The organism is Polynucleobacter rarus, from assembly GCF_003072505.1.
Classification (GTDB): Bacteria; Pseudomonadota; Gammaproteobacteria; order Burkholderiales; family Burkholderiaceae; genus Polynucleobacter; species Polynucleobacter rarus.
This window is the reverse complement of the sequence record NZ_NTGB01000001.1, coordinates 2,460,815-2,484,018: the sequence shown is the minus strand read 5'-3', so window position 1 is coordinate 2,484,018 and position 23,204 is coordinate 2,460,815. Positions and strand designations below refer to the sequence as shown.

25 protein-coding genes are annotated in these 23,204 nt (G+C 42.2%); 11 read left to right on the top strand and 14 right to left on the bottom strand.

Going from position 1 to position 23,204, the window contains the following annotated elements:
* Positions 1–8: 8 nt before the first annotated feature.
* From grxD to AOC35_RS11855, 7 genes are all read right to left on the bottom strand, one after another.
* Positions 9–317, bottom strand: a complete 309-nt coding sequence (gene grxD / locus AOC35_RS11885) for a Grx4 family monothiol glutaredoxin (protein WP_108647284.1) — start codon at positions 315–317, stop codon at positions 9–11.
* 34 nt (positions 318–351) lie between these two features.
* The gene (gene prmC, locus AOC35_RS11880; protein WP_159077571.1) at positions 352–1,245 is read right to left on the bottom strand and encodes a peptide chain release factor N(5)-glutamine methyltransferase; all 894 of its coding nucleotides are present in this window, start codon (positions 1,243–1,245) and stop codon (positions 352–354) included.
* 37 nt (positions 1,246–1,282) lie between these two features.
* Positions 1,283–2,362 (bottom strand): peptide chain release factor 1, encoded by a 1,080-nt coding sequence (gene prfA, locus AOC35_RS11875; RefSeq protein WP_108647282.1) that lies wholly within the window; start codon positions 2,360–2,362, stop codon positions 1,283–1,285.
* A 101-nt stretch (positions 2,363–2,463) separates the two neighbouring features.
* On the bottom strand, positions 2,464–3,204 hold the full coding sequence (locus tag AOC35_RS11870; RefSeq protein ID WP_108647281.1) for a uracil-DNA glycosylase: 741 nt from the start codon (positions 3,202–3,204) through the stop codon (positions 2,464–2,466).
* 10 nt (positions 3,205–3,214) lie between these two features.
* Entirely contained in the window at positions 3,215–5,017 is a 1,803-nt protein-coding gene (locus tag AOC35_RS11865; RefSeq protein ID WP_108647280.1) for a M61 family metallopeptidase, read from the bottom strand.
* An 11-nt stretch (positions 5,018–5,028) separates the two neighbouring features.
* On the bottom strand, positions 5,029–5,751 hold the full coding sequence (locus AOC35_RS11860; RefSeq protein WP_108647279.1) for a DsbC family protein: 723 nt from the start codon (positions 5,749–5,751) through the stop codon (positions 5,029–5,031).
* A gap of 71 nt (positions 5,752–5,822) precedes the next feature.
* Entirely contained in the window at positions 5,823–7,046 is a 1,224-nt protein-coding gene (locus AOC35_RS11855) for an FAD-dependent monooxygenase (RefSeq protein ID WP_108647278.1), read from the bottom strand.
* Positions 7,047–7,072: 26 nt separating this feature from the next.
* On the opposite strand from AOC35_RS11855, the gene ychF reads away from it, so the two are divergent.
* Positions 7,073–8,167, top strand: coding sequence for a redox-regulated ATPase YchF (gene ychF / locus AOC35_RS11850; protein ID WP_108647277.1), 1,095 nt, complete (start codon positions 7,073–7,075; stop codon positions 8,165–8,167).
* Between the two features lie 14 nt (positions 8,168–8,181).
* Entirely contained in the window at positions 8,182–9,312 is a 1,131-nt protein-coding gene (locus AOC35_RS11845; RefSeq protein WP_108647276.1) for an NAD(P)/FAD-dependent oxidoreductase, read from the top strand.
* 21 nt (positions 9,313–9,333) lie between these two features.
* On the opposite strand, the gene trpC is transcribed toward AOC35_RS11845, so the two are convergent.
* The 5 genes from trpC to rpe are packed head-to-tail and all read right to left on the bottom strand — an operon-like array spanning position 9,334 to position 14,007.
* Positions 9,334–10,137 (bottom strand): indole-3-glycerol phosphate synthase TrpC, encoded by an 804-nt coding sequence (trpC, locus tag AOC35_RS11840; RefSeq protein ID WP_108647275.1) that lies wholly within the window; start codon positions 10,135–10,137, stop codon positions 9,334–9,336.
* A complete protein-coding gene (gene trpD / locus AOC35_RS11835) occupies positions 10,130–11,170 on the bottom strand; it encodes an anthranilate phosphoribosyltransferase (RefSeq protein ID WP_108647274.1) in 1,041 nt (346 codons plus the stop codon). The genes trpC and trpD overlap by 8 nt, the downstream gene beginning before the upstream one ends.
* A gap of 17 nt (positions 11,171–11,187) precedes the next feature.
* Complete coding sequence (locus AOC35_RS11830) at positions 11,188–11,757, bottom strand: anthranilate synthase component II (RefSeq protein ID WP_108647273.1); 570 nt, start codon at positions 11,755–11,757, stop codon at positions 11,188–11,190.
* Between the two features lie 28 nt (positions 11,758–11,785).
* The gene (gene trpE / locus AOC35_RS11825; RefSeq protein WP_108647272.1) at positions 11,786–13,306 is read right to left on the bottom strand and encodes an anthranilate synthase component I; all 1,521 of its coding nucleotides are present in this window, start codon (positions 13,304–13,306) and stop codon (positions 11,786–11,788) included.
* Positions 13,303–14,007 carry a ribulose-phosphate 3-epimerase gene (gene rpe / locus AOC35_RS11820; protein WP_108647271.1) on the bottom strand — a complete coding sequence of 235 codons (705 nt, stop codon included), beginning with the start codon at positions 14,005–14,007 and terminating at the stop codon, positions 13,303–13,305. Before rpe ends, trpE begins: the two co-directional genes overlap by 4 nt.
* A 68-nt stretch (positions 14,008–14,075) precedes the next feature.
* Here rpe and apaG point away from each other — a divergent pair, with 68 nt between their 5' ends.
* On the top strand, positions 14,076–14,450 hold the full coding sequence (gene apaG / locus AOC35_RS11815; RefSeq protein WP_108647270.1) for a Co2+/Mg2+ efflux protein ApaG: 375 nt from the start codon (positions 14,076–14,078) through the stop codon (positions 14,448–14,450).
* Positions 14,451–14,454: 4 nt separating this feature from the next.
* On the opposite strand, the gene AOC35_RS15850 is transcribed toward apaG, so the two are convergent.
* Positions 14,455–14,577 carry a hypothetical protein gene (locus AOC35_RS15850; RefSeq protein WP_281259279.1) on the bottom strand — a complete coding sequence of 41 codons (123 nt, stop codon included), beginning with the start codon at positions 14,575–14,577 and terminating at the stop codon, positions 14,455–14,457.
* Positions 14,578–14,616: 39 nt separating this feature from the next.
* Here AOC35_RS15850 and mltA point away from each other — a divergent pair, with 39 nt between their 5' ends.
* Together mltA and AOC35_RS11805 are read left to right on the top strand one after the other, a co-directional pair.
* Positions 14,617–15,732 carry a murein transglycosylase A gene (gene mltA / locus AOC35_RS11810; protein ID WP_108647269.1) on the top strand — a complete coding sequence of 372 codons (1,116 nt, stop codon included), beginning with the start codon at positions 14,617–14,619 and terminating at the stop codon, positions 15,730–15,732.
* Positions 15,733–15,737: 5 nt separating this feature from the next.
* Entirely contained in the window at positions 15,738–16,577 is an 840-nt protein-coding gene (locus AOC35_RS11805; protein WP_108647268.1) for a DUF3047 domain-containing protein, read from the top strand.
* A 34-nt stretch (positions 16,578–16,611) separates the two neighbouring features.
* Here the strand turns inward: AOC35_RS11805 and AOC35_RS11800 are convergent, their stop codons facing one another.
* Entirely contained in the window at positions 16,612–17,802 is a 1,191-nt protein-coding gene (locus AOC35_RS11800) for a M20 aminoacylase family protein (RefSeq protein ID WP_108647267.1), read from the bottom strand.
* Positions 17,803–17,929: 127 nt separating this feature from the next.
* Here AOC35_RS11800 and AOC35_RS11795 point away from each other — a divergent pair, with 127 nt between their 5' ends.
* The 6 genes from AOC35_RS11795 (at position 17,930) to AOC35_RS11770 (ending at position 23,203) form a co-directional block, all read left to right on the top strand.
* Entirely contained in the window at positions 17,930–18,946 is a 1,017-nt protein-coding gene (locus AOC35_RS11795; protein WP_281259278.1) for an NAD(P)-dependent oxidoreductase, read from the top strand.
* Positions 18,947–18,966: 20 nt separating this feature from the next.
* A complete protein-coding gene (gene coq7 / locus AOC35_RS11790; RefSeq protein WP_108647265.1) occupies positions 18,967–19,599 on the top strand; it encodes a 2-polyprenyl-3-methyl-6-methoxy-1,4-benzoquinone monooxygenase in 633 nt (210 codons plus the stop codon).
* A gap of 237 nt (positions 19,600–19,836) precedes the next feature.
* Positions 19,837–20,265, top strand: a complete 429-nt coding sequence (mraZ, locus tag AOC35_RS11785) for a division/cell wall cluster transcriptional repressor MraZ (RefSeq protein WP_108647264.1) — start codon at positions 19,837–19,839, stop codon at positions 20,263–20,265.
* 12 nt (positions 20,266–20,277) lie between these two features.
* Positions 20,278–21,207 (top strand): 16S rRNA (cytosine(1402)-N(4))-methyltransferase RsmH, encoded by a 930-nt coding sequence (gene rsmH / locus AOC35_RS11780; protein WP_108647263.1) that lies wholly within the window; start codon positions 20,278–20,280, stop codon positions 21,205–21,207.
* Positions 21,204–21,470 carry a cell division protein FtsL gene (gene ftsL, locus AOC35_RS11775; RefSeq protein ID WP_108647262.1) on the top strand — a complete coding sequence of 89 codons (267 nt, stop codon included), beginning with the start codon at positions 21,204–21,206 and terminating at the stop codon, positions 21,468–21,470. Before rsmH ends, ftsL begins: the two co-directional genes overlap by 4 nt.
* Positions 21,467–23,203, top strand: a complete 1,737-nt coding sequence (locus tag AOC35_RS11770) for a peptidoglycan D,D-transpeptidase FtsI family protein (RefSeq protein WP_108647261.1) — start codon at positions 21,467–21,469, stop codon at positions 23,201–23,203. The genes ftsL and AOC35_RS11770 overlap by 4 nt, the downstream gene beginning before the upstream one ends.
* The last annotated feature ends 1 nt before the right edge of the window (position 23,204 follow it).

Sequence of the window (23,204 nt, the reverse complement as noted above, 5' to 3'; positions counted from 1 at the left end):
GCGATGAATTAAGCTTTAAACACATCCTGTAGTTCGCCACTTTCATACATTTCCATCATGATGTCTGAGCCACCGACGAATTCGCCATTGACATACAGTTGTGGAATAGTTGGCCAGTTCGCAAACTCTTTAATACCTTGACGAATCTCTTCATCAGCCAAAACATTGACGGTAAAAGGAGAGGTGACGCCGCACGCGTTGAGAATCTGAATAGCGCGGCCAGAAAAGCCACATTGTGGAAACTGGGCAGTTCCCTTCATGAAAAGAACTACCGGGTTTGAACTAACTATCTCTTTAATACGATCTTGAGTATCCATAATCTGCTCCCAAATAAAACAATAATTGCTTATTCTACCCTTTTTGAGCGTAGGTAACACGATCAAGGCCTGAATAATCTTTTTCAGTATGAATCTTAACAAAAGATTCATTGTGTAATAGAGCCCGAACATCTTGAGCTTGTGCAAAACCATGTTCGAATAAAAGACTACCACTAGAAATAAGTCGATGTTTTGCTTGCGAACAAATCAGGCGATAAGCAGATAAGCCATCGGCAAAATCGGAGAGTGCCCCAATTGGCTCAAAGCGTAAATCTCCAACTTGTAGATGGGGGTCATCCCTACTTAAGTAGGGAGGATTACTCAAAATGATCCCAAAATGATCAAACGGTAGCTGATCAAACCAATTACTTTCAAAAAATTGAATCGATGAAGAAAGGGAAAGACGAGCCGCATTCGCCTGAGCAATTTGTAAAGCGCCATGACTCACATCACTGGCAATAAAAGATAAAGAATCGAAAAAGGGTGAGTGTTGTAAAGCATTCGCTATTGAAAGAATAATGGCACCACTCCCACAACCTAAATCTAGAACATTAAAACGCTGAGAAGGATTAAAGTCGTTTGGATGAGATTGTATAAAAGCAAGGATCGTTGCAATTCCTCTCTCAACCAATAATTCAGTTTCTGGGCGTGGAATTAGGACGTCAGGGCTAACAATTAAGTCAATTTGATGGAATGCCTTGGAGCAAGTTAAATAGGCTACAGGAACACCTTGCTGACGCTGTGATTCAAGGGAAATCCAATCCCTAATAAAGGCCTCGGATAAATCATCCTGATCATGACTAATGAGGTAACTCCTAGGCCATCGATAATGAAGATCCATTAAATAGTAAAGCAGAACCTTAGCATCTACTCGGTCTAAAGTAGTAGACTGGAGAATCGATCGAATCGTTGTAGAGGTGGAACTCACAAAATAATATTAGAGAGTGAGAGAGTTATCAAAAAGATTAGCTCTCGCCCAGAGTGGCTAATAATTCAGCTTGATGTTCGGCTGAGAGGGCGTTTAATAACTCAACAATATCTCCGTCCATCATGGCATCGATCTTATAGAGGGTTAAATTGATTCTGTGGTCGGAAATACGACCTTGGGGGAAATTATAGGTACGAATACGGTCACTACGATCACCCGAGCCAATCAAACTTTTACGTTCTTGGGCTTCCTTATTGTGTTGTTCTTTGTATCTCGCATCCATGATTCTAGAAACAAGAACTTTCATCGCTTGATCCTTATTGCGATGTTGACTTCGATCATCTTGGCACTCCACAACAATTCCCGTCGGGAGATGGGTAATACGTACCGCAGAGTCCGTTTTATTAATATGCTGTCCACCAGCACCTGATGCCCTAAAAGTATCAATCCGCAGTTCACTCGGATTAATTTGCACTGCTTCCACTTCATCCGCTTCAGGAAGCACCGCCACAGTACAAGCAGAAGTATGGATACGTCCTTGAGTCTCAGTTTGTGGAACGCGTTGTACACGATGTCCACCTGATTCAAACTTTAGTTTCGAGTAGACTTTATCGCCTTCTAGACGGAGGATTACCTCTTTGTAGCCTCCTAAATCTGATTCATTCGCACTAATAATTTCAGTTTTCCAGCGTTGACGCTCAGCAAACCGAGTGTACATGCGCAGTAAATCAGCTGCAAAAAGTGCACTTTCATCTCCACCAGTACCCGCTCTAATTTCCAGAAAGATATTTCTGTCATCATTCGGATCCTTGGGTAACAAGAGTTTTTGCAAATCATCCTGTAAAGCTTCCATTTGTAATCTTGCCGATTTAATTTCTTCCTCAGCAAAATCTTTTGAATCGGGGTCATTACGCATTTCAATCGCAACTTGTTCATCTTGCATCGCTGCTTGGTATTGAGAAAACTTAGCGACTACAGGATCGATTTCTGCATGTTCTTTAGTGTATTTACGAAATTGATCCATGTTTTGAGTAACATCTTCCCGCGACATCAACGAGTTCAGTTCAAGCAGTCGAGCCTGTAAATGCTCGAGTTTTGAATGCATACTAGGTTTCATGGCAAATCAATTCAATTCGGTAACAAGAAATACATTATAAAGTTTTGTTCTTCTATGAGGAGAAACCATTGAACATAAGTGAATTTAGAAAAAAACAGAAACTACCAACTAATAGGATCTCTATTATGTTGTCTAAGCCAAGAGTTTGTGAGGGTAAAGTGATTGCAGCTACCGGCATCTTTGGGCAACAGGAATGGTGCTTTGGTTTTATAAACGCCAAGACCAGAAGGGTGCGAAGATTTTAAAATCAGATGGTTACGCTCAGGTTGGATGAATACCTCTTTCTTGTGGGCAAAACCACCCCATAACATCACAACAGTTCCTGATAAATAATTTAGTAAATCTTGGATTAAGGCATCCGTAAAGGTATTCCATCCGAAGGCAACATGGCTATTTGGTAGGCCAGATTGTACCGTCAGACAGGCATTCAGTAGAAGGACTCCTTGGTCAGCCCAGTGTGAAAGATCGCCATTCGAAAGCGGTGCGAACCCTTCCAAAGTCAGTGCTTTATTGATGTTTCGTAGGGAGCTAGGAAACAAATTTGAACCGGGCATAATTTGGTCAGGAACGGAAAAAGCTAAACCTTGGGCAAGCCCAGGAGAATGGTAAGGGTCTTGACCCAAAAGAATCACTTTGATTTGATGAATAGGCGTTGCTGCAAGAGCAAAAAAAACCCGCTCATACTGTGGAAAAATGGAGTTTGGATGCGTATTTCTTGCCAATTCTTCTTGTTCCTGAATGGTCTCTAACAAATGAACCCATTTTGGATCTTTTAAGCGGGGCGACAGAAGGGATTGATAATCCGTTGGTAGTCGATCAAGAAAAGAATGCAAATAACCCATGAATCATTAGTCAACAGACTTCATCATTTACTAACTCGTAAGTTTGTAGTTTCGGATCCGATAGGGCCGTCTTTGAAGGTAATTGGAGGACTAGTTTTTTCAGTAAATCACTTCGAAAAACAATAAGTGTAGTTTTTTTACTAGCATATCGTGTGAGTAACTGGGTCCAATTGGCTGAACTTACCTTTTCATCATTGAGGGCAATAATCAGGTCATTAGGGCATAGACCTGCAATTTGTCCTAAATAACCTTCTAAAACATGGGTCACTCTAATAAAGCCATCTTGGGTAAGTGTGCGGACGCCTAAACTTTGCTGAATTTTCTCCGCCTCAGAAACTTTTTTAAGGTTAAGGGAGATACCTACTGATTGCATCAGTTGAATCACATCAACATCTTGTGTGCCATCAATGTAGGCTGATTTAAAAGCTAGCCAAAGGGGACTAAAACTAGACCCCAAACATTTGTTGAGTACTTTATCTAAGCCGTTATCGGTTAAACCTATGCCAACATCATCGCCATAAGCACCGTGCTCTTGCCAAAGCATTCTCATCACATCATCTAAAGATTTTTCTTGCATAGAAAAATCACGAATCAGGATATCTAGGGCAAAGGCAATGAGAGAGCCTTTAGCGTAATAACTGACTACTGAATTCGGTGTGTTCTCATCCATCAGATAATATTTTGTCCAAGCAGTAAAAGAGCTTTGCGCGACACTTTGATGCAATCTACCTGGGTTTTTAAGAACTTGATGATAGGTATCTAAAATACGCTGAAGGTAAGTTGTTCGGTCAATGCGACGACTTCTAAAAAGTTGCAGATCATCGTAATAGCTCGTAAAGCCCTCAAACAACCAAAGAAGTTTTGTAAAATTTCGTTGGTTAAGTCGATAGGGTTGGAAAGCAAGAGGCTGTACTTTTTTGACCATCCAAGAATGAAAATACTCATGACTACATAAACCTAAAAAGTCTTGATAGGCTTTTAGCTCACTAGCTTGAGCAAGTTGGTTCGTATAGGGCAAGTCAGATCGTTTACAAATTAGCGCTGTTGAAGAGCGATGTTCGAGCCCACCATAGCCATTACCCACCACATTGACATGAAATACATATTCAGTAAAAGGTGCAACATGATGACTAGGATCAAAAAAAGCAATGTGGGTATCACAAATAGCTTTTAAGTCCTCTTTGAGTAAAGCCAGGTTTAAGGGGTTTACGACACCCTGAAAAACAATTTGGTGAGGAATCCCAAAAGACTGCCAAGCAACTTTTGAAAAACGTCCTAAGCTAACTGGATGGTCAATCAAGGCATCGTATTGAGGTGCGTAATATAAGCCAAAACCACGCTGATCAATTTTTTTACTTGGTAGGGTAGTAATTACCTCCCAAGTCTTTGTCAAAGACGTGTTTTGTAAAAAACAATCAATAGGTTTGTGTGTTTGGTCTACGACTTGAAAACATAAACTACTAAAATTAAAAAAAGCGCGCTCGGTATCTAAAAAAGCAGTACGAACCGAATTATCGAAAGCATAGATTTTTGATTTAATTAAAACAGGACCATCCGTAGCTTCAATTTCCCAAGTGTCAGAGTTCGTTTGTAAAAGATGTAAAGGCTGTTTAAATGCTTGACTCTTATCTTGACGAAAAGCATGCAATGACAAAATATTTTTAGCAAAGTCACGCGTCATATAACTGCCAGGAATCCAATTGGGCATCTGAATACGTTGACCAGTAGGATTCGGTTTTGAAATCAGTAATTCGACTTCAAAATAGTGACCAAGTCCATCGATAGGAAGTATGGTGTATTGAATATCTGCCATAAAGAATCGGATTATTTCTTAACGGTTAATTCAGCAAATTTCTTTTCAATAGTTTCTTTTGATACTGCCCCAGGAATTCTAGTGCCATCACTAAAGAAGATAGCTGGTGTGCCGGTTACCCCGATTTTTTTGGCGAGTGCTAAATTTCTATCTAAGGGGTTAACACAGTCTGCTTTTGCTGCAGTAGGTTGTACCTGTTGAGTCATCCAGTTAATCCAGGATTTACTGGGCTCAGCACTACACCAAATCGCTTTAGACTTAACAGTAGAATCCGCAGACAAGATTGGAATTAGGTAAGTAAAAACGGTGATGTTATCCATGGTTAAAAGATTTTTTTCCAAGGTTTTACAGTATCCACAATTCGGATCAGCAAACACGGCGATAACACGCGTACCGTCACCTCTAACTGTCCTCAAGGCGTCATTCATTGGTAAATCAGTAAATTTGATTTTATTGAGTTCATCCTCTTTTTGTTCTGTGAGGTTAGTACCCGTTTTTAATTCAACAATACTACCCTGAATTAAATATTTTGCAGTTGCATCGGTATACACCACGGTATTGTTTGCAACAACTTCAAAAATTCCTGGAATAGGAGATGGGGAGATACTCTTGATTTGAACATTGGCCCCTAGTTGCTTTTGTAATTCAGCTTTGATTTTATCGTTAGACTGAGCAGGGCTTAAAATGGATAAAGTTCCCAGAAAAAAGGCTAGGTAAATTTGAAGGGTGCGCATGATGGTCATTCCTAATAATTAATGTACCCAAGCTAGTAATAAAAATAGATACTAGCTAGGGCAATAAAACTCTATTCTAAAGCTTTCGCAATCAATTGTTTTTTAATGTTGCTTTGTTGATTAAGGAGCCGCATACCGGTATTGCGAAGCCACTTCAAGGCAGAGTCATTTCTCATAAACAAACGATGTAAATGATGCGTCACCCCTAAAATAGCATCAACATCGGCGACCCTTGCTCGTTCATAACGACGCAGTAATACCCGATCATTGATGCTTCTAAAGGTTTCTTTTTCCGTAATTGTTTTAACCAAGTCTCGGATATCACGCAGACCCAGATTTAAACCTTGGCCAGCTAAGGGATGCATGACATGGGCTGCGTCACCCAGTAACACAACTTTTGGATCCAGAGTCGGGCCAATAAACTGCTTAGCTCTTTGGCGTTTAAGCGGATAAGTTTTTACTTGATTGAGTAATTGCAATTTGCCTAAGGCCTGAAGGGGCAAACCTTGCGCTTGAGAACTAATGCTTTGACACAACAGTTCGCAATCATTCTTAGCTAGATCTACTAAGTGTGCAGCATTGGCTTCAGAGGTAGACCAAACCATCGAAACTTTTTTATTTGGTAAAGGCAAAAGTGCTAACACATCGCCATTGTCCAAAAACCATTGGTGGGCAGTGCGGAGATGATGATTTTCGCAAGCAAAGTTGCCAATGACGGCAGTATGTTCATAAAGATCTTGAGAAATCTCAATACCAACCTGGGTTCGAATTAAGGAGTTCGCTCCATCGGCAGCAATCACAAGTGGTGCTTTGAAGATGCCTACATTGGTTTTTACAATGGCCTCGCCTTCCCCCATGGAGATAGACTCAAAATTCGCTTCAAGGCGGGTAATAAATTTAGAAAAGGTGGTAGCAAGATCCAAAGCCTCTTCGATTTGTTGGGACTCAACAATATGAGCAAGCTTTGGCAAATTTGCCTCAAATGCTGAAAAATGGATGCCATCTGCGATTTCACCACTATCACCATAAATACGCATTTGTTCGACAACTTGTCTTCGACTCGAATCGATTGCTTGCCAAATTTGAAGATCTTTAAATAGCTCTTCTGAACTGTGAGAAATTGCATAAACTCGACTATTCCAGGCATCTTTTTCAGAACTAGCTGAATTAGTGTTGGATTTATCACCAAAATTAGCAGCAATGTGTAAAACCTTTAAACCCTTTTGACTGAAGGCTAAAGCGGCTGTTTTACCAACTATTCCACCACCTAATATAATAATTTCTTGTGTACTCATAATATGATGTTATTACAATATAGCTTATGTCATTGAAATGCGGCATCGTCGGCCTGCCTAACGTCGGCAAATCCACCCTCTTTAACGCGCTTACCAAAGCTGGTATCGCTGCGGAGAATTATCCATTTTGCACGATTGAGCCCAATGTCGGCGTCGTGGAAGTTCCAGACTCACGTCTATCCGAACTGTCAAAAATCGTCAAGCCAGAGCGAATCGTACCTGCGATCGTTGAGTTTGTCGATATTGCTGGTTTAGTCGCTGGTGCTTCTAAAGGCGAGGGACTTGGTAATCAGTTTTTAGCCAATATTCGAGAAACTGACGCAATTACTCACGTCGTGCGTTGCTTCGAAGACGATAACGTGATTCACGTTGCCGGGCGGGTGAATCCGCTGTCGGATATCGGCGTCATAGATACAGAATTAGCCTTGTCTGATTTAACCAGCGTTGACAAGGCAATCACCAAATATACTAAAGCTGCAAAATCGGGCAACGATAAAGAGGCAGCTGCCTTATTATCGGTCTTAACGAGAGTGGCTGCTCACCTCAATGAGGCGAAGCCGGTTCGATCTCTCGGTTTGTCACCCGAAGAAATGTTGTTACTCAAGCCCTTTTGTTTAATCACAGCTAAACCTGCAATGTATGTTGCAAACGTGCTCGAAGATGGTTTTGAAAATAATCCCCATTTAGAAGCTGTTAAGGCACACGCTGCTTTAGAAAATGCTCCTGTCGTTGCTGTCTGCGCGGCCATTGAGGCAGAAATTGCAGACTTAGAAGATGAAGATAAGATTGAGTTCTTGCAAGAGATGGGCATGAATGAACCAGGTCTTGACCGGGTAATTCGAGCTGGCTTTACTCTATTAGGTTTGCAAACTTACTTTACAGCGGGTGTTAAGGAAGTTCGTGCTTGGACGATTCACATTGGTGATACAGCACCTCAGGCCGCAGGTGTCATCCATACGGATTTTGAAAAAGGGTTTATTCGTGCCCAAACGATTGGGTTTGATGACTTCATTCAATACAAAGGTGAACAGGGCGCCAAAGAAGCAGGCAAGATGCGTGCTGAAGGTAAAGAGTACGTTGTGAAAGATGGCGATGTACTGAACTTCTTGTTCAACGTGTAGGTTTTTACACAACCATGGAACGAGTTGATTGCGTGGTTGTTGGAGCTGGGGTCGTAGGGCTCGCGATTGCACGGCAAATGGCAAGAAGCGGAAAAGAAACGATCTTACTAGAGCGTGAATCCAGTTTTGGCACAATCACTAGTGCACGCAATAGTGAGGTAATGCATGCGGGCATTTACTATCCTACGGGCTCCCTTAAGACAGAAGTTTGCCTAAAAGGGAACGCACTCCTACATGAGTATGCAAAGTCCCACGGTGTCCCATACAACCCCTGCGGTAAGTTGATTGTTGCTAGCGATCCAACGCAACTTGAGGATTTAGAGAAAATTTGGGATAAAGCGTGCGCAAATTTAGTTCCCCAATTGTCCCGTATTACTAAAAAGCAAGCGAATGCCTTAGAACCTGTATTACGAGTTGAAGAAGCAATTCTGTCGGCGAGTACTGGAGTGATTGATAGCCATAGTTACATGCTCTCCTTACTAGGAGAGTTTGAAGATGCTGGCGGGATGATTGCTTATCAATCCAGCTTACAAAAAACAAGTCCTATTCAAGATGGTAACAATGGCTATATCTTGGACATTGCAACGGCAGATGGATCTGTTTTCCAACTAGAAACAAAATATTTAATTAATAGTGCAGGGATGAGCGCACCTAAAGTGGCTCAACAAATTCTGGGCTTTAAGGAATCACTTATACCAAAACCTTATTTTGCCAAGGGAAATTATTTTTCTTTATCGATGAAGTCCCCATTTGCCCGATTAATTTATCCGATTCCTGAACCGGGTGGTCTAGGCGTGCATGTCACGATGGATTTAGGTGGGCAGGCAAAATTTGGTCCTGATGTAGAGTGGCTTGATATTGAAGAAGAGAGCCAAGTCGATTATGCGGTTGATCCTTTGCGGGGCAATAAATTTTACGCCGCGATTCGGAGTTACTGGCCAGACTTACCGGATGGTGTTCTAAGTCCAGCCTATTCAGGGATTAGAGCAAAGACAAGTAAACCTGGTGAGCCAGCCGCTGATTTTAGAATTGATAATGCCCAGTTGCATGGGCATACTGGTCTGATCAATTTGTTTGCGATTGAATCGCCAGGATTAACATCCTCTCTCGCGATTGCCCAAGAAGTTGAAGCGCGCTTAATTTAGGCCGTCTTCACTTCACAGAACTTAAAAGAATAAATCTTGTAGAGCCTGTCCAGGATTCTCCGCACGCATAAATGCTTCACCAACTAAAAAGGCATCAACGTGATGCTCGCGCATGAAGTCAACATCTTTTCTGGCTAAAATACCACTTTCTGTAACGATTCTTTTTTCTTTAGGGATATCGGCAAGTAAATCGATCGTATTTTGTAATGAGACTTCAAAAGTTTTGAGGTCACGATTATTAATCCCGAGTAAGCCAGATTTTAATAACAGTGCACGTTGTAATTCTTCTGCACCGTGCACTTCCACCAACACATCCATTTGTAGTTGGACGGCGAGGTCTTCAAACTCCTGCAATTGCTGATCGCTCAGCGCAGATACAATCAGTAGAATCGCATCAGCTCCCATCGCACGAGCTTCAAAAATTTGATACGGATCAACCATAAAATCTTTACGGATCACAGGCAAACTACAAGCGCTTCTTGCCTCTTTTAAAAAAGCAGTACAACCCTTAAAGTATTGTTCGTCAGTTAAGACCGATAAACAGGCCGCACCATGCTGTGCATAACTTTGAGCAATGAGTGCTGGATGGAATGGGTCTCTTAAGATACCTCTACTTGGACTGGCTTGTTTGATTTCGGCGATGACACCAGCGTGACCGAGAGCAATTTTTGCTTCTATCGCATTAATAAAACCACGCGGAGCCAAAATTGAGTCTGTCAAACTCGCCTGCGCAAGTGCTTCAATATCTGATTGTGACACAAGTGATTTGGAGACAATGAGCTCTTCTTTTTTAGTCGCTAGAATGCGATGTAAGATATCAGACATTTTTTTCACCTAGCTCTTGAGTAGTTTGAACAAACTCAAGCATTTTTGCTTTCGCCGCACCGGAAGTAATCGTAGCGCGGGCTAACTCAATTCCCTCGCCAATTGAAGGGGCAAGATCACTGGCGTATAGGGCAGCACCAGAATTGAGAGCGACGATGTCTAAAGCGGGTCCGGGCTGTCCATCTAAAACATTTAATATGATATTTTTCGACTCCTGCGCATTTTCGACTTTAAAGGCGCGCGAACTCGTCATGGCAATGCCAAAATCTTCAGGGTGAATCTCATATTCAATAATTTGACCATCTTTGAGTTCCCCCACTAAGGTGGAGGCACCTAAAGAAATTTCATCAAGTCCATCCTTGCCATAAACTACAAGGGCATGTTTCATACCCAAACGCTCAAGTACGCGAATCTGAATACCTACTAAATCTGGATGGAACACGCCCATAAGCATATGCGGCGCATTTGCAGGGTTGGTGAGAGGTCCCAAGATGTTAAAAATAGTACGAATACCAAGTTCTTTGCGAACCGCAGCGACATTTTTCATGGCGGGGTGATGATTGGGGGCAAACATAAAACCCATCCCCGTTTTTTCAATACACTGACCAACTTGTTGAGCAGAAAGATCAATCCGAGCACCTAGTGTTTCTAAGGCATCTGCACTGCCAGATTTACTACTGACGCTGCGGTTTCCATGTTTGGCAACCTTGGCACCAGCACCAGCAATCACAAAGGCAGAGGTCGTTGAAATATTAAAACTATGGGATCCGTCACCACCAGTGCCAACAATATCAACAAAGTGACTAGAATCTTTCACAACAACGTGGTTGGCAAATTCACGCATTACCATGGCTGCTGCAGAAATTTCCCCGATGGTTTCTTTTTTAGTTCTTAGGCCCACCAGTAATGCTGATGTCATACTCGGAGATAACTCCCCTTTCATAATGGCACGCATTAAACCAAGCATTTCGTCGTGAAAAATTTCACGATGTTCGATACATCTTAAGAGGGCTTCTTGTGCTGTGATTGTCATATCAATTATCGGACCAATTATTTTTTCAGTTTTAAAAAGTTTTGCAGTAAGTCATGTCCATATTCAGACAGAATGGATTCAGGATGGAATTGAACCCCTTCAACGGCCAACGTTTTATGCTTAACACCCATAATTTCGCCATCAGCAGTAGAGGCCGTTACTTCAAGACAGTCTGGCAAAGTAGAACGCTCAATCGCTAAAGAGTGATAACGCGTCACGGTAAATTCTGCTGGTAATCCTTGAAAAACACCACGCCTTTTAGTTTGGATGGTGTCTGTTTTGCCGTGCATAATCGTTTTAGCACGAATAATATGCCCACCAAAAGCTTCACCGATGGCTTGATGACCTAAACAAACGCCTAAAATTGGAATTTTTCCAGCAAACCGAAGAATCGCATCAATCGAAATACCAGCTTCTTTGGGACTACAGGGTCCAGGAGAAATACAAAGGTAATCAGGGGCTAGCGCTTCGATTTCATCTAAAGAAATCTCATCATTACGAAATACTTTTACTTCTTGACCAAGTTCTCCAAAGTACTGAACTAAGTTAAAAGTAAATGAATCGTAGTTATCAATCATGAGTAGCATATATTTCTTTCGTCGCTTTTGAGTGGCATCAAAATGCGCTTGAATCTAGTCCAGCTTGGACCATTTCCGCAGCTCGTAAAACAGCTCGGGCTTTGACTTCAGTTTCTTGATACTCTGACTCAGGAACTGAATCGGCGACGATTCCTGCGCCTGCTTGCGAGTGTAACCAACCATCCTTAATCACGCCTGTTCGAATAATAATAGCGACGTCCATATCGCCTGAAAAGGATAGATAACCCGCAGCGCCGCCGTAAGGGCCACGTTTGGTAATTTCCATTTCATCGATAATTTCCATCGCCCGAATTTTAGGCGCACCAGATAGGGTGCCCGCCGGAAATGTAGCCCGCAGTACATCCATATTCGTAATCTCTTCACGCAAGTTACCTTCTACCGAACTCACAATATGCTGTACATGAGAGTACTTCTCGATACTCATTTTTTCTGTTACATGAACTGAACCAATTTTGGCAATTCGGCCAATATCGTTTCTTGCTAAATCAATCAACATTACATGCTCTGCAATTTCTTTTGGATCGGCTAATAAGTCCCGAGCTAACTGTTCATCCAGTTCTGGTGTTTTACCGCGAGGCCGCGTTCCGGCAAGCGGCCTTACCGTTACGGTGCGGTGCAATTGCCCAGCTGAATCCGTCGTTCTCTCTTGCCGAACCAAAATCTCTGGAGAGGATCCGACTAACTGATGATCACCAAAATCATAAAAATATAAGTAGGGTGAGGGATTTAGTGAGCGTAGAGCACGATACAGTGATAAGGGATTTTCCGCAAAAGGTTGACTAATACGTTGGCCAAACACAACCTGCATGCAATCACCCGCCAAAATGTACTCTTTCGTTTTATTGACTGCAGCCAAAAATTGTTCTTTAGGATAATTACGAATAAGTTCTGTTTTTGTGCCAGCAGTCTGTATCGGATTGACAATCGAGCGATCTAAATGCGACCTTAAAACCTGTAAGCGTTCTTTTGCACGAACATAGGCATTCTCAGACTTTGGATCAACATAAACAATCAGATACAGTTTGCCGGCTAAATTATCAATCACTGCCAACTCTTCGGTTAGCAATAGCTGAATATCAGGTAAGCCTAATTCGTCTTTTGGGGCTGAATTGGCTAAACGAGGTTCTATATAACGAATCGTGTCATATCCAAAGTAACCAGCTAGCCCACCACAAAACCTTGGCAAGCCTGAAAGGATGGCGGCCTTGAATTTGGCATGATAGGCCTCCACAAAATCGAGAGGATTATCAGTATTTGTTTCAACCACTACGCCATCAGTGACCACTTCATTGATGGGGCTTTGCGCAGTTCCTCGGGAACGAATCAAAGTTCTAGCCGGTAAGCCAATAATAGAGTAACGACCAAAACGTTCGCCGCCGACAACGGATTCGAGCAAAAATGTATTCTTAGAGCCTTCAGCTTGTGTGAGCTTCAAATAGAGTGACAGGGGGGTTTCAAGGTCAGCCAAGGTTTCAAGCACAAACGGAATACGGTTGTAACCTTGGGTCGTTAACTGATTAAATTCTTCGAGAGTCATTTTGCTTGGGCTATAGAAGTTCTCATGGCGTTAATTACTTGCGCATAATCAGGTTTTCCAAAGATTGCTGAACCTGCGACAAAGGTATCAGCCCCAGCCGCATAAATAGCGCCAATATTTTCTGGATTTACCCCTCCATCAATTTCAAGTCGAATCGATCTGCCGGATTGGGCTGTATAACTATCAATCAACTTTCGCGTCGCTTTTAGTTTTTCAAGAGTAGACGGAATAAATTTTTGCCCCCCAAAGCCTGGATTCACGGACATTAATAAGATTAAATCGAGTTTATCTAAAACATGGTCTAGGTAATGCAAGGGAGTAGCTGGATTAAAGACTAAGCCCGCTTGACAACCCTGATCTTTAATTAAATTAATCGTTCGATCGATGTGCGTACTTGCTTCAGGGTGAAAACTAATCAAATTAGCGCCTGCTTTTGCAAACTCGGGAACCAATGCATCAACCGGTTCAATCATTAAATGAACGTCGATACAAGCTGGAAGGCCGTTCTTTAGGGCATGTGGTCGAATTGCTTCACACACCAGGGGACCGATGGTGAGATTGGGGACGAAATGATTATCCATCACATCAAAGTGAATCCAATCCGCACCAGCACTTAGGACATCTTTAACTTCTTGCCCCAAGCAAGCGAAATCAGCAGAAAGGATCGATGGTGCAATGATCGCAGGTAAGTTATTATTCATAAATCTATTTTACTGTAGAGATTCATCCTCATAAAATAAATCACATTCGGATATAAGGACTATTAAGCATGAGCGAGTATGCAATTCAAATAACGGTAAAAGTACAGTACTTAGAAGATCAGTCTGCGCCTGAAAAAGGTAACTATAGTTTTGCCTATTCAATGATCATCAAAAATGATTCCCAAGTCCCATTCCAATTGATTGGTAGGCATTGGACTATTACCGATGCAGAAGGGGTAGAACAAGAAGTTCGAGGTTTAGGCGTAGTTGGTCAGCAACCTTTTCTCCGGCCCGGAGAATCATTTGAGTACACTAGCTGGGCATCTATTCCAACGCCAGACGGAAAAATGAAAGGAAGTTATTTCTGTGTTTCGGAGGAGGCTGAGTTTTTTGCAGCGCCCATTCCAGAATTTCTATTAACTATGCCCAGAATCCTTCACTAAGTCTTTATTCGTCTTTTTTTCTACCTAGCATGGTCCAAACTACAATGAAAACCAGGATCAATAAGGCAACCCCAGCTTCTGCCACGAGTAAAAGCATGGGGTATTCATCTAATAAGTCTGCTAGCATCGCCAACCTTTTACTGAAATTAAAAAAATGCGTTGAATAATGAAATACTTCATTACCTTCATCCTCATTTTACTCGTCTCTTGTGCAAATCGAGAGGACAGAGTTCAATCAAAGACTAACCAAGATCAGTACTTGCCAGAAATTTCGACCCGTAATAAAAATATTGATCAGTTAGGTGCTTTATCAGGTTGGAAGGATGATTCAATGGAGGGAGTTTGGCCTGCTTGGCAAAAAAGTTGTAACTATCTTCAAAAATCAAGCATGGATAGCCCATTAAAACGGCTTTGTACAGATTCTGCCAAATTGAAAAATCCCACCCCTATACAAGTGAAGCAATTTTTTGAAAACAATTTTCAGGCTTTGTCATTGCGACAGGCATTGCCGAGTAATGGATATGCCCAAGGAAATGTAGAGGGCTTAATTACTGGATATTATGAGCCTATTTTGAAGGGGTCATTGACCAAAAGTCCGAGTTTTCAAATTCCCTTATATAAATATCCTGAACTCTGGAAGAGTGATTCCAAATTACTCAGGCCAGCGCGAGCAGAGCTTTTGAAAGGTCCACTTTTAAAAGGTAATGAGATTGTTTGGGTTAATGATCCGGTGGCGGCTGCGATGATGCAGATTCAAGGTTCAGGAAAAATCCAATTAGAAAATGGTCAAATGCTCCGCTTGGGTTTTGCAGGCACGAACAACCAACCCTATAAATCAATTGCCAATTGGTTAATTCAGCAAAAAGAAATGACATCTTCTCAGGCGAGTATGCAAAATATTTCTGAATGGGCCAAAAAACATCCTGAACGTGTCCAAGAGCTTTTAAATAGTAATCCTAGGTATGTGTTTTTTAAACTTAATGCAAGTGGATTTATTGAGGAAGGGCCGATTGGTGCTTTAGGAGAGCCACTCACTGCGCAAAGAAGTATTGCAGTAGATTGGCAATATATCCCTAAAGGATCTCCGGTTTTTTTAAGTACCTCGGATCCCAAAACTGGTAAAAAGATAGAAAGCTTAGTCTTTGCACAAGATACAGGAAGTGCTATTGTTGGTAGTGTTCGGGCAGATTATTATTGGGGATCTGGAGAGCTCGCTGGAGAAAAAGCTGGAATGACAAAACAATCAGGTAGCATGTGGTTATTGGTGCCAAAAAATAAATAGTTTTAATGATAAAAACTCAAATTCATTTCGTTCCAATGCTCTGTTGCATTCTCAGCTTATTGATGACAGGCTGTGCAATGACGTCCAAAGAAACGCCCACTATTTTAGAAAACCAACGTCCTATCGAAGGTGTTCAACTAGAACCAGAGATTAGAAAATTCTCTCAGATGATTTCAAAATCACTAGAGATTTCAGAGCAGTCAGAAATCTCTAGTAATGAAGATGTCGAGGGGTGGTATTTATGGTCTTTAGCACCCCACAAGAAGAAAACAAAATACTATTTGCATCATTATCAGGGTAAAAGTGTGATTCATGCAGATGCACGATCCAGCGCCTCGGGCCTTATTGTGCCGTTAAAAGCAAAAGATATTCAAGGTTTTGATTTGCAGTGGACTTGGAAAGCATTAAAAAACATTGCTCTGGCAGATAATACGCAAGGCCATACTGATGACGCTCCCCTACGTATCGTCTTGGGCTTTGAAGGCGATAAATCATCTTTGCCTTTAAAAGATCAACTTGCCTTTGATTTAGCAAAACTGATTAGTGGGCATGATTTACCCTACGCAACCCTTATGTATATTTGGTCGGAAAAAAACGGTATTGAAGAGGTGATTACCAATAAGCACATTAGTCGGATCAAGGCGATCGTTGTCGACTCGGGCGCCAAAGATTTAGGGGAGTGGCGAACACACCGCAGATCAATTGAAGCAGATTTCAAAAAGGCTTACGGTGAAAATCCTGGAAAATTAATTGCTATTGGAATTATGACGGATACGGATAATACCAATGAAGAAGTTCAGGCAAAATATGGCGATATAGAATTTCAGCGCCGATCTAACCGCTAATAAGCGCTTCAATGACCTACTTGAATTAAACAAATTAAGCTAAAAATTGTTTTGCGAGTTGAACCCAGTAATTAGAACCAATTGGTAATAGGTTATCGTTGAAATCATACGAAGGATTGTGTAATTCACAAGGCCCTAAGCCATGTCCCGATAAGCGGTGTTGGCCATCGCCATTCCCCAGAAAGACATAACACCCGGGTACTTTTTCTAGCATAAAGGCAAAATCTTCAGAGCCCATCGTTGGTTGAATTACTTGACTGAGATGCTCCTTACCAAAAGTTTCTTCAATTACTCTTGCTGCAAAGTTGGATTCTTCCGGATGATTAATGAGAGGTGGGTAGTTTCGATCAAAATCAATCTCAGCTTGGCAGTTAAAAGTCTGCGCTACGCCGTGAGCAATCTCGATTAAGCGTTTTTCAATTAAATCTAAGGTCGGAATCGTGAAAGTACGAACCGTACCGCCAAGCCATGCGTCGTCGGGAATCACATTAGTGGTAAAGCCACCATGAATTTGGGTAATCGATAAGACTGCAGCATCAATTGGACTCTTATTACGCGTGATAATGCTTTGAAGTGAATTGGCTAATTGTGTTAATGCGTAGATTGGGTCTGCGCCATTATGGGGCATGGCTGCGTGAGCACCTTTACCCTTGAGAGAGATTTTAAATTCATTGCTAGAGGCCATTGCTGGTCCCGTAATTACACCAAATTGCCCCTCAGGCATGCCAGGCCAATTGTGTAAGCCAAAGACGGCATCACAGGGAAACAGTGAAAAGAGACCCTCTTGAATCATTTGACGCGCTCCACCACCACCTTCTTCTGCTGGCTGGAAGATCAAATAAATAGTGCCCTTGAAATTACGATGCGTTGAGAAATAATGAGCCGCCCCCAACAGTATGGCAGTATGTCCATCGTGCCCACAGGCATGCATAGTGCCTGGATGGGTTGAGGCATGTTCAAAAGTATTTTTTTCATGAATGGGCAAGGCATCCATATCAGCACGTAAGCCAATCGATTTTCCAGGGCCTAAATTGCCATCAATAATGCCAATCACTCCAGTATTGGCAAGTCCAGTATGGGTTTTAATGCCCCAATTCGTGAGCTGTTTAACGACTAATTCGGCAGTGCGATATTCTTGGAACTTGAGTTCGGGATGAGCATGAATATCCCGACGGATGGATTGAATTAAAGCCTGTTGATCAATGAATTCTGGTTGAATTTTCATGCATTTAAGGAGGTAGTTGTGTTTTTATCATAGCCGAAAATTCTCTTTATGGGTAGACAATTTTGAGGCTATTAGCGATTCTGATAGTTAAATACTAGTAAAATTAATCACCTTAACAAACTCGCAAGTGAAAAAAACAATGAAAAAAAATGAGACTGGATTGAATGCACAACTCCCAACAGTCGGAATTGTAGGCTTGGGTATTATGGGCGGCATCATGGCAGAAACACTTCTCCTGAACAAGTATCGTGTAGTGGGATTCGATATCGAAAAGAGCGCCTGTGCTCGGCTCAAAAAAGCCGGCGGACTAGTCGCTAAATCTGTTGCGCAGGTGACTGAACAAGCAGATGTATTAATTACGTCTTTGGCTACTAGTAACGCGCTGCGAATGGTTTATCAGGAGATTGCAGCAACCTTAAAGGCTACCCCAAAAAAAATTATCTTAGTAGAAACTAGTACCTTAGCGATGACGGATAAAGATTGGATTGCCAAGCAATTACCTAAAAAACAAGTTGCTTTACTAGACTGTCCAATTAGCGGCACGGCTGCTCGTATGAAGGACCGTGCTTGGACAATTTTTGTCAGTGGTAAAAAATCTAGTTGTAATGAAGTGCAGCCAATTTTTAAATGTTTATCCGATAACTCACCCTATGTTGGTGAATACGGTAATGGCTTAAAAATGAAGTTTATCGCCAACCATTTAGTAGCGATTTATAACGTTGCTTGCGCTGAATCAGTTACCTTTGCCAGAAAAATTGGCTTAGATCCACAAGAAGTCTTAGATATTTTTGGCCCAAGTCCGGTCATTGGAACTGGCGTGATGAGACTTCGGACTCCTTTCATGATTAAGCGCGAATATAGTCCACCGACGATGAAAGTAGAAGTATGGCAAAAAGATATGCAAGTGATTGGCGATTTAGCCAAATCGGTTGGCTGCCCATTGCCTATTTTTAATGCAACGGCCCCCATTTATACTGCTGCGATGGCTCAAGGACTAGCTTTGCAAGATACGGCATCTACTGCGGAGGTTTTAGGGCAGATGGCCGGGTTATTTACTAAGCCAGAGATTGCAAAGCCAATTAAAACAGTGGTTAAACCCGCAGTAAAAAAAGTACGTAAAGCCGTCGTCTCAAAAACTTCTTAAGGGCTAGTAAAATTTTATTTATGTTCAATTTAGATCAGTTAATTATTGAGGGTGACCGCGCTCTACGTATTCTGAGTGGTTCTGTGCAGCAGAGCAGGTCGACACCTAAACCCGAAGCTGATTTGGATGTTGCGCCTCTATCTGAACAAGAAAGAAAACATGCAGCGGGCCTGATGCGAGTCAATCACGTAGGGGAAGTTTGTGCCCAAGCCTTGTATCAAGCCCAACGACTCACTTCAGCATCGCCCCATTTACAATCTCAACTCGGCCACGCAGCAAAAGAAGAGGAAGACCACCTGGTTTGGTGTGCGAACCGGCTGGAAGAGCTGGGCTCTAGACCAAGCTTGTTAAATCCAATCTGGTTTGCTGGTTCCTTTGCCATTGGCACTCTTGCGGGCTTGGCAGGCGATCAATGGAGTTTAGGTTTTGTGGTTGAGACAGAAAAACAAGTTGAAAACCATTTAAATAGTCATTTACAAGCTTTGCCAGAGTCAGATATTGCTTCGAGAGCGATTGTTGAGCAAATGCGTACAGAAGAAATTGAGCATGGCAATATGGCCAGAAATCTTGGGGCGAAAGATTTACCTGAACCGATTACAAAAGTGATGGGTTTGGTATCTCAAGTTATGACAAAAACCGCCTATTATTTGTGATCCCTGTATTTTGTGCTGAGCACCCATTAGTACAAACCATAATAATCTCAATTTCTACTTGAGGTATGAGTTGTAAGATACTGTTTATTATTATTAATTTTATAATTAATGCTTGAGAAATCATTTCTAAGCTCTTGTAATTACAAGAAAAAATAGTAGAAATTCCCTAAAACCCCTTGACCTGAACCTATTACCCCTTTAAAGTGGGAGAATGTGTCAAAAAGTGGGAAAAATAGCATGTTTCAGGGTGCTTCAGCGATCAATTTAGATGTTAAAGGACGGATGTTAATACCGTCAAAGCATCGTGACGCCCTAAAAACCGAGCAAGGCTTGAGAGCAACGCTCACAAAAAACCCCGATGGTTGTTTAATGCTCTTCCCACAGAGCGAGTGGGAAATATTCAGTGAAAAAATTGCGAAGCTACCGATGGAAGCACATTGGTGGCGGAGGATCTTTTTGGGTAATGCCAACGAGGTCGAGGTGGATGGTTCAGGCAGGATTTTGATTAGTCCGGAGTTACGTTCTAGTGCCGGAATCGAAAAAGAAGTGATTTTACTTGGAATGGGGACGCACTTTGAAGTTTGGGATGCTAATACGTATGCAGTGAAGGAGCAAATCGCTATCTCACAAGGTATGCCAGAAGCACTTCGTCAATTTAACTTTTAATGCGAGGACTCGATGAACATCAGTCATCGCCCGGTTTTACTGGATGAGGCAGTTTCTGCTCTATTAGCAGGGCCAATTCAGGTTAACCCATTGTATTTGGACGGGACTTTTGGTCGAGGTGGGCACTCAAGAAAAATATTGGCGAACCTACCATTAGAGGGGCGCTTAATTGCAATGGACAAAGATCCGCAGGCAATAGAGGAGGCGGGCAAGATTGAAGATAGTCGTTTTAGGATTGTGCATGATTCATTTGCGAGTATGGGGGATTACCTTGAGCCTAGTAGTTTAGATGGCATCTTATTAGATTTAGGGATTAGTTCTCCACAAATTGATCAGGCTGAAAGAGGATTTTCTTTTCGTATGGATGGTCCTTTAGACATGCGTATGAATAACAAGGAGGGGCAAAGTGCTCAAGAGTGGCTGGCTATTGCCAGTGAAAAAGAACTACATAAGGTAATTAAGGAATATGGGGAAGAACGGTTTGCTCTATCGATTGCAAAGGCGATTGTTGCTAGCAGGGAGCAAGGCAACGTTATTGGGACCACACGACAACTCGCGTCGCTCGTGGCTAGTGTCGTCCGCTCGCGTGACTCAGAGCAAGACCCCGCAACGCGTACCTTTCAGGCTATACGGATTCATATCAACCAAGAACTTCACGACTTGGAAAAAGGATTAGAGGTGGCCTTGAAACTTTTAAAAACGGGTGGTCGATTAGTCGTGATTAGTTTTCATTCACTGGAAGACCGCATTGTGAAGCAGTTTATGCAGGGTCATAGCCGGGTAGAAATACCTCGAGGCTTGCCTTTGAAAGAATCTCAAATTCCAAAATCCCCGCTAAGATTGATTGATAGGATTAAGCCATCCAGTAGTGAAATCAGTGCCAACCCAAGATCGCGATCAGCGGTCATGCGAGTTGCAGAAAAAATTGGGGAGGTACGATGAACCGTGCAGTAGTGGTTCTCATCTTAGCCCTAATGGGATGTTCATTTTTACTCGTGAACTCACAACAGAGAACTCGTCAGTTGTTTATTGAAAAGAATCGTTTAGAGATTCAACAGCGCAAACTCAATCAAGAGTGGAATCGCTTGGAATATGAGCAAAGAGAATTATCGAGATCAAGTCGCATTATCGATATTGCTAAAAAACAATTACATATGAACGATGCAAAGCAGGATAAGACCATTTATTTAAAGGAAAAAGAATGAGGACTGCGCGCCCATTACCTTCCTCTGAATTAGTCTTAAGATTACCAATGTGGCGATCAAGAGTCGTTTTATTCTTGATGTTTGCAGCATTCTGCACCCTGATTGTTCGGGCATTTTGGATTCAAGGAGTTGGTAATGATTTTTATGCTGAAAAAGGAAATCGGGTAAAAAGAGTCATCGAGTTAAATTCAATTCGCGGAAGAATCTTGGATCGTAATGGCGCAATATTAGCAACGAGTCTCGAAGCAAAGACGGTCATCGCTTATCCAGATATCGTGCCAGATGATTTAGAAAAATCGAAGATATTAGCTTTTGCTAAATTATTAGGGATGAGCGAGGCTGAGTTACGTAAGAAATTAGGTGAGTCGCGAAGCCAACTTTATTTAAGGCGCCAAATTGAACCGGATGTTGCCGCTAAGATTAAAGCCTTAGAAATTCCAGGCATTACCATTACCAGCGAATACCGTAGGTACTATCCTGAAGGCGAGTCTGTAGCCCATGTTGTGGGCTTTACTAATGTTGAGGATATGGGTCAGGAAGGGATGGAGTTATCGAATAACGCATTACTCACTGGCAAAAGTGGTCAGCGTAATGTTGTGATTGATCGTCTTGGACGCGTAGTAGATGACCTGGGAGGTTATATACCTTCTAAAAACGGTGAGGATTTATATCTATCGATTGATAGCAAAATACAGTCAATTGCTTATCAAGAAGTGAAAAAAGCGGTAGAAAAGCATCATGCAAAAGCAGGCGGCGCAGTTGTATTGGACGCGGTCACAGGAGAAGTATTAGCTCTTGCAAATTGGCCCTCCTATGATCCAAACCATCGCGGTAATTTAACAGGTGAGCAACTGCGCAATCGGGTACTGACGGATACCTTTGAACCAGGATCAACGATGAAACCCATCACGATTGCTTTAGCGCTTGAAAAGGGAATCGTTACGCCAAATACGATGATGCCGATTGGGCACCTGCAAATTGGTAAAAAAGTGATTACTGATACCCATCCCTATGGAGTATTAAGTGTTGCGCAGATTATTCAAAAATCGAGCAACATCGGCACAAGCCGCATTGCATTGCAAATGGAACCAGAAGATATGTGGGGCATGTTTCAAGCTGTTGGCTTTGGCCAAGCGCCTAAACTTGGTTTTCCAGGAGCAGTTGCCGGACTGGTTAAACCCTACGATAAATGGGGTAAGTTAGACCAGGCCAGTATGTCCTATGGATATAGTATTTCGACGTCGTTATTTCAGATTGCAAAGGCTTACACGATTTTTGTTCGTGATGGTGAACTTGCTACGCTCTCTATGAAAAAAATTGATAAGCCAACGATCGGTGTGCCGGTAATTTCTCAAAAAGTGGCAGCCCAAGTGAGAGTAATGATGGAATCAGTGACCCAAGAGGGTGGAACTGCGGTCAAAGCACAAGTAGATGGATATCGGGTCGGTGGCAAAACTGGTACAGCGCATAAATCCAATGGAAAAAAAGGCTATAGTTCAAATCGATATGAAGCCTTTTTCGCTGGTATTGCTCCAATTAGTTCACCGAGAATTGTGGTGGCGGTAGTGATCGATGAACCGTCTGTCGGGGGGTATTATGGTGGCGACGTTGCAGCACCGGTATTCTCAGCAGTAACGGGATCAGCATTAAGAACCTTAAACATCGCACCCGATGCTAACTCGACTCAGTTAGTCCAAAGTAATGCGATTCAGCCGGTGAATTTTCAGAGATGAA

Bases quoted from the DNA above. Each gene is read 5' to 3' on its own strand.
- AOC35_RS11830 (WP_108647273.1), bottom strand. From the start codon at position 11,757: ATGCTACTCATGATTGATAACTACGATTCATTTACTTTTAACTTAGTT.
- mltA (WP_108647269.1), top strand. From the start codon at position 14,617: ATGAAATACTTCATTACCTTCATCCTCATTTTACTCGTCTCTTGTGCA.
- AOC35_RS11805 (WP_108647268.1), top strand. From the start codon at position 15,738: ATGATAAAAACTCAAATTCATTTCGTTCCAATGCTCTGTTGCATTCTC.
- trpE (WP_108647272.1), bottom strand. From the start codon at position 13,306: ATGACTCTCGAAGAATTTAATCAGTTAACGACCCAAGGTTACAACCGT.
- AOC35_RS15850 (WP_281259279.1), bottom strand. From the start codon at position 14,577: ATGCTAGCAGACTTATTAGATGAATACCCCATGCTTTTACTCGTGGCA.
- AOC35_RS11855 (WP_108647278.1), bottom strand. From the start codon at position 7,046: ATGAGTACACAAGAAATTATTATATTAGGTGGTGGAATAGTTGGTAAA.
- trpD (WP_108647274.1), bottom strand. From the start codon at position 11,170: ATGACAATCACAGCACAAGAAGCCCTCTTAAGATGTATCGAACATCGT.
- trpC (WP_108647275.1), bottom strand. From the start codon at position 10,137: ATGTCTGATATCTTACATCGCATTCTAGCGACTAAAAAAGAAGAGCTC.
- AOC35_RS11870 (WP_108647281.1), bottom strand. From the start codon at position 3,204: ATGGGTTATTTGCATTCTTTTCTTGATCGACTACCAACGGATTATCAA.
- rpe (WP_108647271.1), bottom strand. From the start codon at position 14,007: ATGAATAATAACTTACCTGCGATCATTGCACCATCGATCCTTTCTGCT.
- AOC35_RS11770 (WP_108647261.1), top strand. From the start codon at position 21,467: ATGAGGACTGCGCGCCCATTACCTTCCTCTGAATTAGTCTTAAGATTA.
- apaG (WP_108647270.1), top strand. From the start codon at position 14,076: ATGAGCGAGTATGCAATTCAAATAACGGTAAAAGTACAGTACTTAGAA.
- AOC35_RS11865 (WP_108647280.1), bottom strand. From the start codon at position 5,017: ATGGCAGATATTCAATACACCATACTTCCTATCGATGGACTTGGTCAC.
- ftsL (WP_108647262.1), top strand. From the start codon at position 21,204: ATGAACCGTGCAGTAGTGGTTCTCATCTTAGCCCTAATGGGATGTTCA.
- AOC35_RS11800 (WP_108647267.1), bottom strand. From the start codon at position 17,802: ATGAAAATTCAACCAGAATTCATTGATCAACAGGCTTTAATTCAATCC.
- prfA (WP_108647282.1), bottom strand. From the start codon at position 2,362: ATGAAACCTAGTATGCATTCAAAACTCGAGCATTTACAGGCTCGACTG.
- AOC35_RS11845 (WP_108647276.1), top strand. From the start codon at position 8,182: ATGGAACGAGTTGATTGCGTGGTTGTTGGAGCTGGGGTCGTAGGGCTC.
- ychF (WP_108647277.1), top strand. From the start codon at position 7,073: ATGTCATTGAAATGCGGCATCGTCGGCCTGCCTAACGTCGGCAAATCC.
- rsmH (WP_108647263.1), top strand. From the start codon at position 20,278: ATGAACATCAGTCATCGCCCGGTTTTACTGGATGAGGCAGTTTCTGCT.
- AOC35_RS11860 (WP_108647279.1), bottom strand. From the start codon at position 5,751: ATGCGCACCCTTCAAATTTACCTAGCCTTTTTTCTGGGAACTTTATCC.
- coq7 (WP_108647265.1), top strand. From the start codon at position 18,967: ATGTTCAATTTAGATCAGTTAATTATTGAGGGTGACCGCGCTCTACGT.
- mraZ (WP_108647264.1), top strand. From the start codon at position 19,837: ATGTTTCAGGGTGCTTCAGCGATCAATTTAGATGTTAAAGGACGGATG.
- grxD (WP_108647284.1), bottom strand. From the start codon at position 317: ATGGATACTCAAGATCGTATTAAAGAGATAGTTAGTTCAAACCCGGTA.